A 17,934-nucleotide genomic window follows, 5' to 3' on the forward strand; every position below is an offset into this window, starting at 1 on the left:
CGGTAACTCCATGTAAGAGGTGTACAGCATAGGCGAAAAAATGCCCGATTGAGAGCCATCAATCGGGCAAGTTTGTAAATTAAGCAAACTTAGCTACGAGAGTGTTTCTCCCGCCAGCATGAACCAGGTCTCGAGTACCGCATCGGGATTGAGCGACACGGAATCGATACCTTGCTCCATGAGCCACTTTGCAAGATCGGGGTGGTCGGACGGGCCCTGGCCGCAGATGCCGACGTACTTGCCCTTGGCCCGGCAGGCCTGGATGGCCATGGCCAGCAGCCGCTTCACCGCCGGATTACGCTCGTCGAACAGGTGCGCCACGATACCCGAGTCGCGATCCAGGCCCAGCGTCAATTGGGTCAGATCGTTGGAGCCGATAGAGAAACCGTCGAAGTACTCGAGGAACTCATCGGCCAGCAGCGCGTTGGCCGGCAGCTCGCACATCATGATGACCTTGAGGCCCTTGTCGCCGCGCTTGAGCCCGTTGGCCGCCATCAGTTCCACGACCTCGCGGGCCTCGTCGGTGGTACGCACGAACGGCACCATGATCTCGATGTTGTCGAGTCCCATCTCGTCGCGCACACGCTTGAGCGCCTTGCACTCCAGCTCGAAGCAGGGACGGAAGGCATCGGAGATGTAGCGAGAGGCACCGCGGAAACCGAGCATGGGGTTCTCTTCGCCCGGCTCGTAGAGCTTGCCGCCGATCAGGTTCTCGTACTCGTTCGACTTGAAGTCGGAGAGGCGCACGATGACCCGCTGCGGATGAAACGCCGCCGCCAGAGTCGAGATACCCTCGACCAGCTTGTCGACGTAGAAATCCACCGGGCTGGCATAGCCGGCCGTGCGCAGATTGATGGTCTGCTGCAGGTCCAGCGGCAGGGTGTCGTATTCCAGCAGCGCCTTGGGGTGTACACCGATCATGCGGTTGATGATGAACTCCAGACGCGCCAGGCCGACACCGGCATGCGGCAGGCTGGCGAAGCTGAAGGCGCGATCCGGGTTGCCAACGTTCATCATGATCTTGAACGGGATCTCGGGCATCGAATCGACGCTAGTGACGCGACGGTCGTAGTCGAGCAGCCCCTCGTAGACATGCCCGGTGTCGCCCTCGGCACAGGAGACGGTGACGTCGCGACCATCTTCGAGAATCTCGGTGGCATCGCCGCAGCCGACCACCGCCGGGATACCCAGCTCACGAGCGATGATCGCCGCATGGCAGGTGCGCCCGCCGCGGTTGGTGACGATCGCCGAGGCACGCTTCATGATCGGCTCCCAGTCGGGATCGGTCATGTCGGTGACCAGCACATCGCCGGCATTGACCTTGTCCATCTCCTCGGGGGTAAAGACGATCTTCACCGCACCGCGACCGATGCGCTGGCCGATGGCGCGCCCGCTCACCAGGGTGCGTCCCTTCTCCTTGAGATGAAAACGCTCCAGCTTACCGCCCTCCTGTTGGGAGACCACGGTTTCCGGACGCGCCTGGACGATGTAAAGCTCGCCGTCATCGCCGTCGAGCGCCCATTCGATGTCCATGGGGCGGCCGTAGTGCTGTTCGATCGTCACCGCCTGGCGCGCCAATGCCATCACCTGGTCATCGTTGATGCAGAAGCGCGCGCGGTCCTTGAGCGGTACGTCGACGGTGGAAACCGACTTGCCGGCGCTGGCATCGCTGCCGTAGATCATCTTGATCAGCTTGGAGCCGAGGTTACGCCGCAGCACGGCCGGGCGTCCCGCGGCCAGCGTCGGCTTGTGCACGTAGAACTCATCGGGATTGACCGATCCCTGAACGACCGTTTCCCCCAGCCCCCAGGAGGCGGTGACGAACACCGCGTCACGATAGCCGGACTCGGTGTCGAGGGTGAACATCACGCCCGAGGCTCCGGTCTCGGAGCGCACCATTTTTTGGATGCCCGCCGACAGCGCCACGTTCTCGTGGGCGTAGCCGCGATGCACGCGGTAGGAGATGGCACGGTCGTTGAACAGCGAGGCGAAAACCTCGTGCACGGCACGCTTGACGTTGTCGAAGCCTTCGATATTGAGGAATGTTTCCTGCTGGCCGGCGAAAGAGGCATCGGGGAGATCCTCGGCGGTAGCCGAGCTGCGCACCGCCACCTTGAGGCTGGGATGCAGGCTGGACAGCTTGTCGTAAGCAGTACGCAGGTGTTCCTCGAAGGTCGGCGGCAGCGGGGTGTCGATCACCCACTGGCGAATCTCGGCACCGACGCGTGAGAGCTCACCGACGTCGTCCACGTCGAGTCGTGACAGCGCCTGATTGATACGCTCATTGAGCCCTTCATGGGCCAGGAATTCGCGATAGGCATGGGCAGTCGTGGCAAAGCCGCCAGGAACGGTGACGCCGGCTCCCGACAGGTTGGAGATCATCTCGCCGAGCGAAGCGTTCTTGCCGCCTACCCGCTCGACGTCGTCCATGCCGAGTTGATCGAACCACAGGATGTACTCTTCCACGTAACCCCCTTGAATCTTCGTTGCCCAGGCTTATCCGAAGCCCGGTTTCTGGCAAAGTGCGCAATGCTGCCCACCATAAACGCAAGCGGCCATATTCGCCATTGGTCTAACATCGAAGTCACTGGAGGTTTTTTACAACAATCGTCCGTTTCGAGCCGTTTCTGTAGTCGAGCGCTGCGCCACCGGCAGGAACCACGCCTTGCCGTCGCCGACACCAGCCCTGACAATGTTCCATCGAACCCTCTACGGATACCGCCGACGCCATGTCCCGTACCGCCTTCTTCATTTCCGACGGCACCGGCATTACTGCCGAGAGCCTGGGCCGCAGTCTGCTCGCCCAATTCGAGAACGTCGACCTGCGCATGCTGACCAAGCCCTACATCGACTCGCTCGACAAGGCCCAAACCTTGGTCGAGATCATTACGGACACCGCGATGCGCGATGGTGAGGAGCCGATCATCATCGACACCATCGTCGATGAGTCGATTCGTGAGGTGATCCGCAGCGCGCCCGGTTTCAAGATCGACATCTTCTCGACCTTCCTCAAGCCACTGGAAAAGGAGCTTGGCACCCATTCGAGCTATACCGTCGGGCGCACCCACTCCATCGGCAAGGACGAGGTGTACATGGACCGCATCCACTCGGTCCACTTCGCCCTGGACAACGACGACGGTGCCCGCACGCACCAGTACGATCAGGCCGACGTGATCCTGGTCGGCGTGTCGCGCTGTGGAAAGACGCCGACTTCGCTCTATCTCGCCCTGCAGTTCGGTATCCGCGCCGCCAACTATCCGCTCACCGAGGACGACCTCGACGAGGACGGAACCCTCAAGCTGCCCCGCGCCCTCGCCCAGTACCGTCACAAGCTGTTCGGCCTGACCATCGACCCGCGCAGGCTGGCTGCGATTCGCCATGAGCGGCGACCCAACAGCCGCTACAGCTCGCTGGACCAGTGCGTGCAGGAAGTGGAACAGGCCGAGGGCCTGTATCGTCAGATGCACATTCCCTACATCGATACCACGCGCTTCTCGATCGAGGAGATTTCCACCCGCATGATCGCCGAGACGGGGCTGACGCGACGCTTCTCGCCGCGCTGAACGAGAGAGCCTAACGAACGACACCCTCGCGCCTGAGCCGCTCGATGTCCTCGGCGGTCAGGCCCATCTCGGCGAGTATCGCGTCGCTATCCTGGCCCAGCCGGGGCGGCGCGACCTCGCTCATGGCGGGCTCACTGTCGAAGTGCAGCGGACAGGCCACCTGGGGCACGTCGAGCTCGCCGCGCTTGAGTGAACGCTGCATGCCGCGATATTTCACCTGAGGGTCGTCGAAGACTTCGGCAATGGTATTGATCGGCCCGGCGGGAATGCCCCGCGCCTCCAGTTCGGCCAGCCATTCGTCGCGTCCGCGGGTGAGGAAGATGGATTGAATCAGCGGCACCAGGTCTGCACGATTGCCCACCCGGGCCGCATTGGTGGCATAGGCCGGGTCGCTGGCCCATTGCGGCTGGCCCAGCAGCTCGGCCAGGCGCTCGAATTGGCTGTCGTTGCCCACGGTCAGCACCAGATGCCCGTCGGCGCAGGCGAAGGCCTGGTAGGGCACGATGTTGGGGTGGGCATTGCCGTGGCGCTCCGGCGAGACGCCGCTGACCAGGGCATTGAGCGCCTGATTGGCGAGTGCCGCCACCTGCACGTCGAGCAGCGCCACGTCCACGTGCCGCCCCTGCCCGGTCCGGTCGCGCTCGTGCAGCGCCGCCAGCACGCCGATGGTGGCGTAGAGCCCGGTCATGACGTCGGTGATCGCTACGCCAGTCTTCATCGGCATGCCGTCCGGCTCACCGCCGATGCTCATCAGTCCGCCCATGGCCTGGATCATGAAATCGTAACCGGCGCGATGCGCATAGGGGCCATCCTGGCCGAAGCCGGTGATCGAGCAACCGATCAGCCGCGGATTGAGCGCCTTGAGGCTGGCATAATCGAGGCCGTACTTGGCCAGACCGCCGACCTTGAAATTCTCCAGCACGATATCGGCGCCGGCGGCAAGCCGACGAATCAGTGTCTGGCCCCTATCGCTTGCCACATCCACTGCCAGCGACTGCTTGCCACGATTGGCGCACAGGAAATATGCCGCCACTCTCTCAGCCTCGTCAGCTTCAGCGAGCCAAGGTGGCCCCCAGCCGCGGGTGTCGTCGCCGCGCTCGGGATGCTCGATCTTGATAACCCGCGCGCCGAGGTCGGCGAACAGCTGGCCGGCCCAGGGGCCGGCCAGCACTCGCGACATGTCGAGCACCGTGATGCCTTCCAGCGGTCGACTCATCTTGACTCCTTCCACATTCGTCGCTGCGTCGCTCCTCGTTAGAGGTAACGTTTGGCGCTTGGCGAATTAGTTGGCGAAGGCTTGAAGACCGGTCTGCGCACGACCCAGAATCAGCGCGTGAACGTCGTGAGTGCCCTCGTAGGTATTCACCGCCTCGAGGTTCATCACGTGGCGAATCACGTGGTACTCGTCGGCGATGCCGTTGCCGCCGTGCATGTCACGCGCGACGCGGGCTATGTCCAGCGCCTTGCCGCAGTTGTTGCGCTTGATCAGCGAGATCGCCTCGGGCACCAGCTGGCCGGAATCGATCATGCGGCCGACCCGCAGCGCGGCCTGCAGGCCCAGGGCGATCTCGGTCTGCATGTCGGCAAGCTTCTTCTGGATCAGTTGGTTGGCGGCCAGGGGGCGGCCGAACTGCTTGCGATCCAAGGTGTACTGGCGGGCAGCGTGCCAGCAAGCCTCGGCGGCCCCCATGCTACCCCAGGCGATGCCATAGCGGGCCCGGTTGAGGCACGAGAACGGCCCCTTCAGGCCGGTCACGCCCGGCAGGCGCTGGTCGTCGGAGACTTCCACGTCCTGGATGGCGATCTGCCCGGTGATCGAGGCGCGCAGGCTGAACTTGCCTTCGATCTTGGGCGCCGTGAGCCCCTTCATGCCCTTCTCGAGGATGAAGCCGTTGACCACGCCCTCCTCGTCACGCGCCCAGACCACGAACACATCGGCGATCGGTGAGTTGGTGATCCAGGTCTTGGTGCCGTTGAGGCGCCAGCCGTTGTCGGTGCGCACGGCACGGGTGGACATGCCGCCCGGGTCGGAGCCGTGATCCGGCTCGGTGAGGCCGAAGCAGCCTACCCACTCACCGCTAGCCAGCTTGGGCAGGTACTTCTCGCGCTGTGCTTCGCTGCCAAAGGCGTGGATGGGGTACATCACCAGGCTCGACTGCACGCTCATGGCGCTGCGGTAGCCGGAGTCGACGCGCTCCACCTCGCGGGCGATCAGGCCGTAGCTGACGTAGTTCATGCCGGCACAGCCGTAGCCGTCGATGGTGGCGCCGAGCAGGCCCAGCTCGCCCATTTCACTCATGATCTCGCGGTCGAAGCGCTCGTGGCGGTTGGCCTCGAGCACGCGCGGCATGAGCTTGTCCTGGCAGTAGTCATGGGCGGTCTGCAGGACCATGCGCTCGTCTTCGTCGAGCTGGTCGATCAGGCGGAACGGGTCTTCCCAAGTGACGGGGGTAATCTGGCTCATGGCGGCTCTCCTGGAGGAATTTCGACATTTTTATCGAATGTAGAGCAAACAAGCCGTAAAGCCAACCCTTTCTTGCCTCCATTCCTTACACTTTTGGCCGCATGGGGCCGGCGTCATGCGCTGCCATCTCCATGCCGGCGAGACGTCGACGCAGCGCACCCCAGGCCACCAGGCCCACCGCCACATTGGCCAGCAAGAGTCCAATGAAAATTCCCTCGATACCGCCCACTACGCCACCCAGCCACGCCAGCGGCACCGTGAGCAGGAACAGCCGGATCACCGAGAGGCGCATGGCCCGGGCCGGCTCATGCAAGGCGTTGAACGACGACACCGCCAGGATCACTACGCCCTGCGCCCCCAGCCCCAGCGGCACCCACCAAAGAAAGCTGCGCAGTACCTCGCTCATCTCGCCGCCCGGGGTGTAGCTGGCCACGAGCCAGGGCGCCAATAGCTGCAATAGCAGCCAGACACCTAACTGCCACGCCAGCACGAAGACGAAGCAACCAAAGATAGCCCGTCGCACGCGCTCGTGTTGCCCGGCCCCGACGTTCTGACTGACCAGGGGCGGCAGCGTCATCGAGAGCGCCAGTACGCCGATCTGGGCAATGGCCTCGATGCGCGTGCCCACGCCGTAGCCCGCCACCGCATGGTGGCCATGGCCGGCGACGATGCGCGTCACCAGTGCCAGGGCCAACGGCGTGAACACGCTGGTTATCGCTGCCGGCACGGCAATGCGACCCAGCTCCCGCCACGACGCCAGCAGCCCGCCCGGAGTGAGATGACGCAGGTCGAGACACTCGCGCAGCTCGCGCTGGCCGAACAACGCCGCAGTCATGGCGCTCCAGCTCAGCAGCGTGGCCAAGGCCGCCCCCTGCACCCCGAGTGCCGGCAGCGGCCCCACGCCGAAGATCAGCAGCCAGTCGAGCAGCCCGTTGAGAAGCGCGGCCAGCGCCATCATCAGTCCGGGGATCAGGGTGTTGCCCTGGGCCCTCAGCACGCTGTTGAGCACTCGTGGCACGATCACCGCCGCCGCGCCCAGGTACCAGGTACCCATGTAGTCACGAATATGCGGCAGCAGTGCGGCGTCGGCCCCGAGCAGGCGGAACAGCGGCTCGAGGGTGGCCAGGCCCAGCACGCTCAGCAGCACGCCGACCGCCAGCGCCAGCAGCGCGGCATCAGTGGCCCTGCGCCGTACCGTGGCATGATCGCCCCGCCCCAGCAGGCGGGCCACCACCGCCGAGGTGCCGATACCCATCCCGATGGCCAGGCTGATCACCGTGAACACCACCGGAAAAGTGAACGACACCGCTGCCAGCGGCTGCGGCCCAAGCCGAGCGATGAACCAGGTATCGACCAGGTTGAAGCTCATCATGGCGATCATGCCGCCGACCACCGGCAGACACTTGCGCAGCAGGGTCAGAGCGATGGGGCCTTCGAGCAGCTCCCGTCGCATGGGGCGGCGCTCGCCTGCGCCAGAAGGGGAAACGGTGGATTTCATGAAGCCTCGAAAAGCAGAAGCGGGCACAAGATTGTGCCCGCTGCGAGGGAAAGCGCCAAAAGGCTATGTGGCTATTCGCCAGCCCTATAGAGCTTCTGAATACTGGAAAAGTCGAGGCCGCCGTTGCCCTGCGCCGCATGCAGGGCAAACAGGTTGCGCGCCTGTGAGCCCATCGGCACCGTGGCCTTGCAGCCCAGCGCCAGTTCCCAGGCCAGCCCCAGGTCCTTGGCCATCAGGTCGGTGAGGAAGCCACCCTGATAGTCGCGCGAGGCAGCGGACCCTTCCATCACCCCGGGCCAGGGATTATAGACGTTGAGCGCCCAGTTGCCGCCGCTGCTCTGCTTCATGATCTCGGAGAGCACCGCCGGATCGAGACCGTTCTTGACCCCCAGGGCCAAGGCTTCGGCGGTGCCGCTCATGAGAATGCCGAGCAGCATGTTGTTGCAGATCTTGGCGACCTGGCCGGCCCCGACCTCACCGGCATGGAAGATGTTCTTGCCCATCGCTTCCAGTACCGGCCTGGCCTGCTCGAAACCGGCCTGACTGCCGCCGACGATGAAGGTCAAGGTACCGGCCTGGGCGCCGCCGACCCCACCGGAGACCGGAGCGTCGAGGTAGGACAGCCCGCGCTCGGCGGCGGCTTCGCCCACGGTGCGCGCATCCTGCGGCGAGATGGTGGAGGCGTCGATGATCAACGGCTTGCCCTCGAGCGCATCGAACAGTCCCGAGGCGTCCGGCTGCCCCATATAGAGGCGGCGAACGTGCTGCCCGGCCGGCAGCATCGAGATGACCACCTCCGCCCCGTTGGTCGCGTCCTGGGCGCTGGCAGCGGCCCGGGCGCCGGCTTCTTCAAGGCGCCGCATGGCGGTATCGACCAGGTCGTATACGCTGACCTCATGGCCGGCCTTGACCAGATTGAGGGCCATCGGCGCACCCATGTTGCCGAGGCCGATAAAGGCGATTTTCATGCGTGCTGCTCCTGATTGTCGTTATGCGAGAGAATGAGTGACTGGGTCAGTGGCCTTGCTTGGCGCGGCCGAGGTCGCGCAGAGGGTGTTCCTCCTCGCTCCACAGCGGCGCCAGCAGGGCCTTGAGGTCCGCTTCAGGAACGCGGGCAGCGCTTTCGTGCTGCCACTTGGGGCTCTTGTCCTTGTCGATCAGCAGGGCCCTCACGCCCTCGGCGATATCGCCCAGGCGACAGCACTGCACCGAGAGGTTCAACTCTTCTCGGAAGGCATCGGCCAGGCAGGTGTGGCGGTGTCGCTCGAGCATGCGCCAGACCAGATGGGCGCTCAGCGGACTGCCGGCCGCCAGCCGCTTGCGGTTAGCGGCAAGCCAGGTGTCGTCACGTGCGTCCTCGAGGATACGTTCGACCGCGGCGACGGCATCGACCTGGCCCACCAGCGCCTGAATATGATCGATCAACGGCGCAACCTGCGGCGCTGGTGCCCGGTCGCGCGCCTCGAGCTCGTCCAGGACCCGCTGCACTCCGGCCCGCAGGTCACGGGGACTGCGGGTGCCGTAATCGGTCTCGCCCAGCGCTTCCAGCAAAGCCTCACGTCGCTCGCGCGGCACGAAGTGGTCGGCCAGCCCCAGATCGAGCGCATCGCGCGCATTGAGCTGGCCCCCGGTAATGCCCAGATAGGCGCCAACGCCCGGCGGCATGCGATTGAGGAACCAGCTGGCGCCGATGTCCGGATAGAGCCCGATGGTGATCTCGGGCATGGCGATCAGTGTGGTTTCGGTCACCAATCGCCGCGAGGCACCCGCCATCAGACCCAGGCCGCCGCCCATGACGATGCCGTCGCCCCACACCAGGATCGGCTTGGGATAGGTGTGGATGCGGTAATCGAGACGATATTCCGTGGTGAAGTAGCTCTCGGCAAAGAGGCTGTCGCGCCCGGCGCCAGGATCGTCGCCTTCCTCGGTCATCGAGCGGTACAGCGCCACCACGTCACCACCGGCACAGAACGCCTTTTCTCCGGCCCCCTCCAGCCATACCGCCACGATGCTGCGATCCACCGCCCAGGCCTCGAGCTTGGCATCGAGCTGCCGCGCCATCTCCAGCGACAGGGCATTGAGCGACTTGGGCGCGTTGAGTGTGGCGACACCGATGCGTCCGCCGTCGCGGGTCGGCAGCTCATCGAAGATGACCGCTAGATCCGTCATGCCTGCTTTCTCCTTATGCTCGTTGCAGCCAATGCTCATTGCAGCGCTTCGATCACGCCGTCCGCCAGCAGACGGCGGGCCACGATCACACGCATGATCTCGTTGGTCCCCTCGAGGATCTGGTGAACGCGGGTATCGCGCACCATGCGCTCCAGAGGGAACTCCCTAAGGTAACCATAACCGCCATGCAGCTGCAGCGCCTCGTTGCAGACGTTGAAGCCCATGTCGGTAGCGAAACGCTTGGCCATGGCGCAATAGGCCGTGGCTTCCGGGTCGCCCTGGTCGAGGCGCCAGGCGGCGTGGCGAACCATCAGCCGGGCCGCCGCCAGTTCGGTCGCCATGTCGGCCAGCTTGAACTGCAGCGCCTGGAATTGCGCCAGTTCTCGGCCGAACTGCTTGCGTTCCTGCAGGTAGTTGCGCGACAAGGTCAGCGCATGCTGAGCGGCGCCCAACGAACAGCTGGCGATATTCAGCCGGCCGCCGTCAAGCCCCTTCATCGCCAGCTTGAAGCCTTCGCCCTCCTCGCCGAGCCGGTTGCCCACCGGCACGCGTACGCCGTCGAAGCTGATCAGCCGGGTGGGCTGGCTCTTCCAGCCCATCTTCTCTTCGTTCTTGCCGTACTCGATGCCCACGGCATCCGCCGGCACCAGGATCGCCGACACGCCGCCGGCGCCGCTGTCGGGCGCACCGGTGCGTGCCATGACCACCAGCACGTCATTGGCCCCGGCTCCGGAGATGAACATCTTGGAACCCGTGATGACATACTCGTCACCCTCGCGCACGGCCTTGGTCCGCAGGCTGGCGGCATCCGAACCGGAGCCCGGCTCGGTCAGGCAGTAGCAGCCCAGGCACTCACCGCTGATCAGGCGCTCGACCCAGCTCTCGCGCAGCGCCTCGCTGCCCCAGCTGGCCACCATCCAGGCCACCATGTTGTGAATGGTAAGATAGGCGGTCGTCGAGATGCAGCCCTGGGAGAGCTGCTCGAAGATCAGCGAGGCATCGAGCCGCGACAGCCCCAGGCCGCCGCGCTCCTCGGGGATGTAAATGCCGAGGAAGCCCGCCTCACCCGCCCGGCGAATGACATCGACCGGAAAGTGAGAAGTGGCGTCCCATTCGGCAGCGTGATCGGCCAGTTCCGCTCGCGAAAAATCCGCGGCGGCCTGGACGAGTGCCTTCTGATCGTCGGTAAGGGAGAAATCCATTGCGCTGTCCTCAAGCAGTTTGGCGGTCCGTTCGTCCAGCAAAAACCGGCTGGCTGGGTCAACGAGGCCGCACCTCATCGCCAACCAACCTAGCACTTGCTAGGTTTTATCGCATACCTCCCTTGGTCGACAACCACTTTACGTTAACGTCAACGTCGTCTAGTGTTGCGATTAGTGGAGGGACATCGCCAGACGGCCCGTCCAACTCATAGGAAACGAACGAAATGAGCATACCCAAAGCGGAAGTCGCCCCCCCGGCCAACGGCAACAGCCTTCCCCGGCATCGCCGTACCTATTCGATAGGCGAATTGGCCCGGATGTTCGAAGTGACCCCGCGCACGATCCGCTTCTATGAGCAGGAGGGGCTGCTGGCGCCGGAGCGCCGTGGCCAGACCCGCATCTACCACGAAAAGGACCGGGTTCGCCTCAAGCTGACCCTGCGCGGCAAGCGTCTGGGCTTTTCGCTGGCCGAGATTCGCGAGGTCATCGAGATGTACGACGCCATGCCCGACGGCAACGCGCGACAGCTCAAGCGCCTGCTGGAAATCCTGGCCGACAAGCGCAGCAACATGGAGCGCCAGCTCGAGGACATTCGCCTGATGCAGCGCGAACTCGATGACGTGGAGATGCGCGCCCGCGAAGTGCTCGAACGCCTCGCCCAGCCCTAAGGCCGGGTCACCGCAACGTTACGTCCTCGCCACGCCGTTCAACGGATGGGCCGCCAGTGAGGCGCTCATCGGCAATCGACTACCGCAGCCAACTGCACAACAAGACGGGTAATACGATGACACGCCAAGCACTTCATGAACGCGTATCGAACAGTTACGTCAGCGGCATCAGCGATACACCGCTCAAGGGCGAAACCATCGGCGACTGCTTCGACGCGACCGTGGCGCGCTTTCCCGACGGCGAAGCGCTGCTCAGCCTGCATCAAGGGCTGCGCTATACCTGGCAGGAGCTTCAGCAGTCGGTGAATCAGGCCGCCCGAGCCCTGCTCGCGCTGGGCGTGAAGAAAGGCGATCGAGTCGGCATCTGGTCACCCAACTGCGCCGAGTGGACCATCACCCAGTTCGCCACGGCCAAGATCGGCGCCATCCTGGTCAATATCAACCCCAGCTACCGCACCCACGAACTCGAGTACGCGCTCAAGCAGTCCGGCACTTCCACCCTGATCCTTCAGGGCCAGTTCAAGAGTTCCGACTACGTGGCCACCCTGGCGGAGCTGGCGCCGGAGCTGCGTGACGGCGCGCCCTCCACTTTTTCCTGCGCCAAGCTTCCCGAGCTCAAGCGCGTGGTGTGCCTCGATGCCGACCGCACCCTGACCGGCATGTTCAGCTGGCAGAGCATGCTGGCGCATGCCGATGAAGTCTCGGATGAACACCTTGCCGACATTCAGGCCACGCTGCAGTTCGACGAACCGATCAACATCCAGTACACCTCGGGCACCACCGGTGCGCCCAAGGGCGCCACCCTCTCCCACCACAACATCCTCAACAACGGTTTCTTCGTTGCCCGCACCATGGGCTTTTCGGAGAAGGATCGCCTGGTCATTCCGGTGCCGCTCTACCACTGCTTCGGCATGGTGATGGGCAACCTGGGGTGCGTGACCCACGGCGCCACCATGATCTATCCCGGCGACGGCTTCGATCCGGAAGCCACGCTCAAGGCAGTCTCCGAGGAAAAGGCCACGGCGCTCTACGGCGTACCGACGATGTTCATCGCCGAACTGGAACACCCCGACTTCGCCCAGTACGATCTCTCCTCCCTGCGCACCGGCATCATGGCAGGCTCCATCTGCCCCATCGAGGTAATGCGCAAGGTCATCGACAAGATGCACATGGAAGACGTCACCATCTGCTACGGCATGACCGAGACCAGCCCGGTGAGCTTCCAGACCCAGACCGATGCCCCGCTGGAGAAGCGGGTGACCACGGTGGGCACCATCCATCCCCACCTGGAGGTCAAGCTGGTCAGCCCCGAGACCGGTGCGGTGGTACCGCGCGGCGAAACCGGCGAACTGTGCACCCGCGGCTACAGCGTGATGCTCGGCTACTGGAACAACGAGGAGGCCACGGCCAAGTCGATCGACAGCGCGGGCTGGATGCACACCGGCGACCTGGCGACCATGGACGAAGAGGGCTACGTGGCCATCGTCGGGCGGATCAAGGACATGATCATTCGCGGCGGCGAAAACATCTATCCGCGTGAAATCGAGGACTTCCTCTATACCCATCCGGCCATCTCCGACGTGCAGGTGATCGGCGTGCCCGACGAAAAGTACGGCGAGGAAGTCATGGCCTGGGTCAAGCTCGGCGATGGACAGAAGCTTACCGCCGACGAGCTAAAGGAGTTCTGCAAGGGCAAGATCGCCCACTACAAGATCCCGCGCTACGTGAAGTTCGTTGACGAGTTCCCGATGACCGTTACCGGCAAGATCCAGAAGTTCAAGATGCGTGAGGAAGCCACCCACGAGCTCGGCCTGGCCTGAACCGCTGACAAGGCGATGCCTTGACGGCCGTCACGCCCCTGCCTCGGCAGGGGCGTTTGCGTTTCGCCTTCAGACGATGCGTTCCCGTATCCAATCGATGAAGGCGCGCACCTTGTAGAGATCCGCCATGTGCTCCGGGTAAGCCATGTAATAGGCGTCGCGGCTCTTCAGGCTGAACGACCACGGAACCACCAGCTTGCCCTCGTCGATCTCTTCCTGGGCCAGGAAACGCGGCACCAGCGCCACGCCGCAGCCGGCTTGCGCCGCCCGCAGCGCCATGTAGAACGTATCGAAACGCGGCCCATGGTAGCTGTGCTCGGTGTACTGGCCCTGGGCATCGAACCAGTCGTGCCAAGCCTCCGGCCGGGTGGCGCTCTGCAGCAGCACGAGCCGCGTCAGTGCCAGCGGTTCCTCCACCCTCATGCCTTCCAGCGCCTGCGGCGAGCAGACCGGCACGATCTCCTCCTCGAGCAGCCTGATGCATTCGGCCTTGGGCCAGGCCCCGTGGCCGAAGAAGAACGCCACCTCCACCCGTTCCTGCTGCATGTCGAACGGCTCGACCCGGTTGCTGATGTTGAGGTTGATGTTGGGATGGCGAAAGCGGAAACCGTTGAGCCGAGGGATCAGCCAGCGCGCGCCAAAGGTAGGCAGGGTCGCCACGTTGAGCACGTCCGCCTCGCCGCCGTATGACTGCATGTAGCGCGTCGACATCTCCACCTGGGCGAGGATCTTGCGCGCCTCGCCCAAGTAGATCGCCCCCTCGGGGGTGAGATGCAGGCGCCGACGAATACGCCGGAACAGCGGATGCTCCAGGATCGACTCCAGCTGTGCGACCTGCTTGCTCACGGCGCTCTGGGTCAGGCTCAACTCATCTGCCGCACGGGTGAAGCTCAGATGGCGGGCCGCCGCCTCGAAGCATTGCAACCCGGCCAGGGAAGGAAGGTGTCGACGACTCATTTCGCCCGCCTAGCATGAAATTAAGGAATGATATGTATCGTAATCGTCGCTTGTTGCCTTTTGGCAGCGCTAGCGATACTGGCGCCACGACATTCTCGGATGATAACGATAGGAGAAAGAATGATCGACTCCCTGATGCAGCGCCTCGGCGTGGCGCCTGAACAGTATCGAGACGGCGATATCGCGGTCGCCACTCCCATCGACGGCAGCGAAATCGGTCGTGTACGAACGGCCACTGCCCAAGAGATCGACACGGCCATCGCCAACGCCCAGCGCGCTTTCGAAGCGTGGCGCCAGGTGCCCGCTCCGCGTCGCGGCGAACTGGTTCGCCTGTTCGGTGATCAGCTGCGCCGCCACAAGGAGGACCTGGGCGCACTGGTCACCTGGGAGTGCGGCAAGATCCTCCAGGAAGGGCTCGGTGAAGTGCAGGAGATGATCGACATCTGCGATCTCGCCGTGGGTCAGTCCCGCCAGCTCTATGGTCTCACCATCGCCTCCGAGCGTCCCGGGCACCATATGCGTGAGAGCTGGCATCCGCTCGGCCCGATCGGGTTGATCACCGCCTTCAATTTTCCGGTCGCCCCCTGGGCCTGGAATGCGGCACTGGCCCTGGTATGCGGCGACAGCCTGCTGTGGAAGCCCTCCGAGAAGACACCGCTCACCGCCCTGGCCTGCCAGGCGTTGCTCGAGCGCGCCATGGCCGAGTTCGGCGATGACGCACCCCAATACCTCAGTCAGGTGATCATCGGCGAGCGTGCCGCAGGCGAGCAACTGACCGACGACGCCAGGGTCCCCCTGATCAGCGCCACCGGCAGCACGCGCATGGGCCGTGAAGTGGGGCCGCGCGTGGCCGCCCGCTTCGGTCGCAGCATCCTCGAGCTGGGCGGCAACAACGCCATGATCCTGACGCCCAGCGCCGACCTGGACATGGCCGTGCGCGCCATCCTTTTCTCGGCGGTGGGAACCGCCGGCCAGCGTTGCACCACGCTGCGCCGCCTGGTCGTGCATCACTCCATCAAGGAAGAGGTCGTCGCCCGGCTCAAGCAGGCCTATGCCGGCATCAGTATCGGCAACCCGCTCGAAGGCAACCTGATCGGCCCACTGATCGACCGCCATGCCTTCGCCACCATGCAGGCGGTGCTGACCCAGGCCCGCGAGCAGGGTGCCAACGTATACGGCGGTCAGCGCCAGCTCGCCAAGCAGTATCCCGAGGGCTACTACGTGGCGCCGGCCATCGTCGAGGTCGAAGGCCAGAGCGACCTGGTGCGGCACGAAACCTTCGCACCGATCCTGTACGTGATCGGCTACGAAGCGCTCGACGAGGCCATCGCACTCAACAACGACGTGCCCCAGGGCCTTTCCTCCTGCATCTTCACCACCGACGTGCGCGAGGCGGAAACCTTCGTATCCGCGGTGGGCAGCGATTGCGGTATCGCCAACGTCAACATCGGCCCCAGCGGCGCCGAGATCGGCGGCGCCTTCGGTGGAGAGAAGGAGACCGGTGGCGGCCGCGAGTCGGGCTCCGACGTATGGAAAAGCTACATGCGCCGCCAGACCAACACGGTCAATTATTCCCGGGAGCTACCGCTCGCCCAGGGCATCAAGTTCGACTGACCGGCTAGGTATCCTCGGCCTCGGCGCAGCGGCTCGCCGAGGCCTTCCCCATCACCCGATGTACGGGAGGCACAATGAAGGAACGCTGTCTCTGGCACGACACCTCTCCGGAGCCGCCCCTGGAGCTGCCCATGCTGCAGGGCGATCACAGCACCGATGTGCTGGTGATCGGTGGAGGGATTACCGGTCTCAGCACCGCCCTGCACCTGGCCGAGGCTGGCGTGAGCGTGACCCTGATCGAAGCCGGCGACGTACCCAGCGGCGCTTCGGGACGCAATGTCGGCCTCGTCAATGCGGGACTGTGGATTCCACCTGACGACATCCAGACGGTGCTTGGCGAGGAGATCGGCGAGCGCGCCAATACCATCCTCGGCGGCGCCCCCGCAGTCGTCTTTTCATTGATCGAGCGGCACGGTATCGCATGCCAGGCAACTCGCACCGGTACCCTGCACATGGCACACAATGGCAAGGGCGAGCAGGAACTGGCACGACGAGCGGAGCAGTTGCAACGACGCGGCGCCCCGGTGGCACTGCTCGCAGCAAACGAGTGCCAGCGACTCGTGGGCACCAGGCGCATCCACCGCGCCCTGCTCGACCACCGCGCCGGCACACTGAATCCCAGCGCCTACACCCGTGGCCTGGCGCGTGCCGCGCAGGCGGCCGGCGCACGCCTGCATACCCACAGCGCCGCCACCGGCGTCACCCGAGCGGGAGACGACTGGCTGGTCACCACTGCTCAGGGCAGCATCCAGGCCCAGCGCCTGGTGCTTGCCACCAACGCCTATACCGAGGATCGGTGGAACGAGGTCCGCCGCCATTTCTTCGTCGGCCACTTCTACCAGGTTGCCTCCCGACCACTGTCCGGCGGGGCTGCCGATGAGGTCCTGCCAGAGCGCCATGGTGCCTGGGATACCCGCATGGTGCTGAGCAGCCTGCGCCGCGATGCCGAAGGCCGACTGATCCTTGGCAGCCTCGGCAAGGGGGAAGGCAAGCCCGCCGCCTTCCTGCGCTGCTGGGCCAACCGCATCCAGCGTCACTATTTCCCTCGCTTGAATAGCATCGAGTGGGAATACAGCTGGACGGGACGCATCGGCTTCACGCCCGATCATACGCTGCGCCTCTTCGAGCTTGCCCCTGGCGTGCTTGGCGTCTCCGGCTACAACGGGCGCGGTATCACCACTGGCACAGTGGTGGGCAAGGGTTTCGCTCGATACCTGATGACCGGCGAGGACGATGCCCTGCCCCTGCCGATTCGCACACCCCGGCCGATACGCGCCAGAGCGCTACGCAGCTCCGGCTATGAAAGCGGCTTCACGCTCTACCACACGGGGCAGTGCCTGAGAGTGCTGGGTTGAGCAACTTACGGCTGGAAGTAGGCATCGATGGGAACCGGCACCGTTACTTCGTCTTTCACCAGTTCCATCACCACGAAGGAGTGCGTTTGGTGGACATTCGGCAACCGGCCGATCTGCTGGACCAGCACGGCCCGGTAATGGGAGATATCGTGAGTTCTCACCTTGAGCAGGTAGTCGAAATTTCCCGCCACCATGTAGCAGCCCTGCACTTCGGGAATGAGGCGCACGGCCTCGTTGAAACGGTCCAGGGCGTCTTCGCTGGTCTTTTCCATCGTCACCAGCACCACCAGCACATGGCCCGCCCCCAACTGCTCGGGGTCGAGGTCGGCACGGTAGCCGCGGATGATGCCGGCCTGCTCGAGCCGGCGCACTCGCTGAGCGCAAGGCGTCTTGGTCAGATTGACCCGGCTGGCAAGCTCCACGATGGAAAGACGCCCATTCTCCTGCAACTGGTTCAGGATACGGCGGTCTATGCGGTCCAGTTTGTTAGCCATATTGCCTACCATTTTTTATTTTTAAGGACAAAGGTAAAACAATCTAGCGTTATTTGGAGCCAATTCCTATCAAAATTGGCCAACAATCAGGCTTGAGGGACGATGCTAATGACAACAAGCGGCAACGACC

Annotated in this window: 14 protein-coding genes; 5 read left to right on the forward strand and 9 right to left on the reverse strand. The window is 64.2% G+C overall.

The genetic code is table 11. From position 1 onward, the window contains the following. Positions 1-93: 93 nt before the first annotated feature. Positions 94-2,466 carry a phosphoenolpyruvate synthase gene (gene ppsA / locus HNO53_RS11245; RefSeq protein WP_209472210.1) on the reverse strand — a complete coding sequence of 791 codons (2,373 nt, stop codon included), beginning with the start codon at positions 2,464-2,466 and terminating at the stop codon, positions 94-96. Between the two features lie 263 nt (positions 2,467-2,729). Between ppsA and ppsR the strand changes: the two genes are divergently transcribed. Then, positions 2,730-3,563 (forward strand): posphoenolpyruvate synthetase regulatory kinase/phosphorylase PpsR, encoded by an 834-nt coding sequence (ppsR, locus tag HNO53_RS11250; RefSeq protein WP_209472211.1) that lies wholly within the window; start codon positions 2,730-2,732, stop codon positions 3,561-3,563. A gap of 10 nt (positions 3,564-3,573) precedes the next feature. Here the strand turns inward: ppsR and HNO53_RS11255 are convergent, their stop codons facing one another. The 6 genes from HNO53_RS11255 to HNO53_RS11280 form a co-directional block, all read right to left on the reverse strand. Further along, positions 3,574-4,779, reverse strand: a complete 1,206-nt coding sequence (locus HNO53_RS11255) for a CaiB/BaiF CoA transferase family protein (RefSeq protein ID WP_209472212.1) — start codon at positions 4,777-4,779, stop codon at positions 3,574-3,576. A 66-nt stretch (positions 4,780-4,845) separates the two neighbouring features. Next, positions 4,846-6,027, reverse strand: coding sequence for an acyl-CoA dehydrogenase (locus HNO53_RS11260; RefSeq protein WP_209472213.1), 1,182 nt, complete (start codon positions 6,025-6,027; stop codon positions 4,846-4,848). A gap of 85 nt (positions 6,028-6,112) precedes the next feature. Continuing rightward, positions 6,113-7,525, reverse strand: coding sequence for an MATE family efflux transporter (locus tag HNO53_RS11265; RefSeq protein ID WP_242597403.1), 1,413 nt, complete (start codon positions 7,523-7,525; stop codon positions 6,113-6,115). Between the two features lie 71 nt (positions 7,526-7,596). After that, entirely contained in the window at positions 7,597-8,493 is an 897-nt protein-coding gene (gene mmsB, locus HNO53_RS11270; protein WP_209472214.1) for a 3-hydroxyisobutyrate dehydrogenase, read from the reverse strand. Between the two features lie 46 nt (positions 8,494-8,539). Next, complete coding sequence (locus HNO53_RS11275) at positions 8,540-9,694, reverse strand: enoyl-CoA hydratase/isomerase family protein (RefSeq protein ID WP_209472215.1); 1,155 nt, start codon at positions 9,692-9,694, stop codon at positions 8,540-8,542. A 35-nt stretch (positions 9,695-9,729) separates the two neighbouring features. Then, complete coding sequence (locus HNO53_RS11280; protein ID WP_209472216.1) at positions 9,730-10,896, reverse strand: acyl-CoA dehydrogenase family protein; 1,167 nt, start codon at positions 10,894-10,896, stop codon at positions 9,730-9,732. 224 nt (positions 10,897-11,120) lie between these two features. Between HNO53_RS11280 and HNO53_RS11285 the strand changes: the two genes are divergently transcribed. Beyond that, entirely contained in the window at positions 11,121-11,564 is a 444-nt protein-coding gene (locus tag HNO53_RS11285; protein ID WP_209472217.1) for a MerR family transcriptional regulator, read from the forward strand. A 116-nt stretch (positions 11,565-11,680) separates the two neighbouring features. After that, positions 11,681-13,384 (forward strand): AMP-binding protein, encoded by a 1,704-nt coding sequence (locus HNO53_RS11290; RefSeq protein WP_209472218.1) that lies wholly within the window; start codon positions 11,681-11,683, stop codon positions 13,382-13,384. A gap of 69 nt (positions 13,385-13,453) precedes the next feature. Here the strand turns inward: HNO53_RS11290 and gcvA are convergent, their stop codons facing one another. After that, positions 13,454-14,341, reverse strand: a complete 888-nt coding sequence (gene gcvA / locus HNO53_RS11295; RefSeq protein ID WP_209472219.1) for a transcriptional regulator GcvA — start codon at positions 14,339-14,341, stop codon at positions 13,454-13,456. 120 nt (positions 14,342-14,461) lie between these two features. Between gcvA and amaB the strand changes: the two genes are divergently transcribed. Continuing rightward, positions 14,462-15,955 carry an L-piperidine-6-carboxylate dehydrogenase gene (gene amaB, locus HNO53_RS11300; protein ID WP_209472220.1) on the forward strand — a complete coding sequence of 498 codons (1,494 nt, stop codon included), beginning with the start codon at positions 14,462-14,464 and terminating at the stop codon, positions 15,953-15,955. Positions 15,956-16,029: 74 nt separating this feature from the next. Further along, positions 16,030-17,310, forward strand: coding sequence for an L-pipecolate oxidase (gene amaA, locus HNO53_RS11305; RefSeq protein WP_209472221.1), 1,281 nt, complete (start codon positions 16,030-16,032; stop codon positions 17,308-17,310). A gap of 5 nt (positions 17,311-17,315) precedes the next feature. Here amaA and HNO53_RS11310 read toward each other — a convergent pair whose 3' ends face one another. After that, on the reverse strand, positions 17,316-17,804 hold the full coding sequence (locus HNO53_RS11310; protein ID WP_209472222.1) for an Lrp/AsnC family transcriptional regulator: 489 nt from the start codon (positions 17,802-17,804) through the stop codon (positions 17,316-17,318). Positions 17,805-17,934: the final 130 nt, after the last annotated feature.

This window comes from Billgrantia antri (assembly GCF_017868935.1).
GTDB lineage: Bacteria > Pseudomonadota > Gammaproteobacteria > Pseudomonadales > Halomonadaceae > Halomonas > Halomonas antri.

Bases quoted from the DNA above. Each gene is read 5' to 3' on its own strand.
- ppsR (WP_209472211.1), top strand. From the start codon at position 2,730: ATGTCCCGTACCGCCTTCTTCATTTCCGACGGCACCGGCATTACTGCC.
- HNO53_RS11255 (WP_209472212.1), bottom strand. From the start codon at position 4,779: ATGAGTCGACCGCTGGAAGGCATCACGGTGCTCGACATGTCGCGAGTG.
- HNO53_RS11260 (WP_209472213.1), bottom strand. From the start codon at position 6,027: ATGAGCCAGATTACCCCCGTCACTTGGGAAGACCCGTTCCGCCTGATC.
- HNO53_RS11265 (WP_242597403.1), bottom strand. From the start codon at position 7,525: ATGAAATCCACCGTTTCCCCTTCTGGCGCAGGCGAGCGCCGCCCCATG.
- mmsB (WP_209472214.1), bottom strand. From the start codon at position 8,493: ATGAAAATCGCCTTTATCGGCCTCGGCAACATGGGTGCGCCGATGGCC.
- HNO53_RS11275 (WP_209472215.1), bottom strand. From the start codon at position 9,694: ATGACGGATCTAGCGGTCATCTTCGATGAGCTGCCGACCCGCGACGGC.
- HNO53_RS11280 (WP_209472216.1), bottom strand. From the start codon at position 10,896: ATGGATTTCTCCCTTACCGACGATCAGAAGGCACTCGTCCAGGCCGCC.
- HNO53_RS11285 (WP_209472217.1), top strand. From the start codon at position 11,121: ATGAGCATACCCAAAGCGGAAGTCGCCCCCCCGGCCAACGGCAACAGC.
- HNO53_RS11290 (WP_209472218.1), top strand. From the start codon at position 11,681: ATGACACGCCAAGCACTTCATGAACGCGTATCGAACAGTTACGTCAGC.
- gcvA (WP_209472219.1), bottom strand. From the start codon at position 14,341: ATGAGTCGTCGACACCTTCCTTCCCTGGCCGGGTTGCAATGCTTCGAG.
- amaB (WP_209472220.1), top strand. From the start codon at position 14,462: ATGATCGACTCCCTGATGCAGCGCCTCGGCGTGGCGCCTGAACAGTAT.
- amaA (WP_209472221.1), top strand. From the start codon at position 16,030: ATGAAGGAACGCTGTCTCTGGCACGACACCTCTCCGGAGCCGCCCCTG.
- HNO53_RS11310 (WP_209472222.1), bottom strand. From the start codon at position 17,804: ATGGCTAACAAACTGGACCGCATAGACCGCCGTATCCTGAACCAGTTG.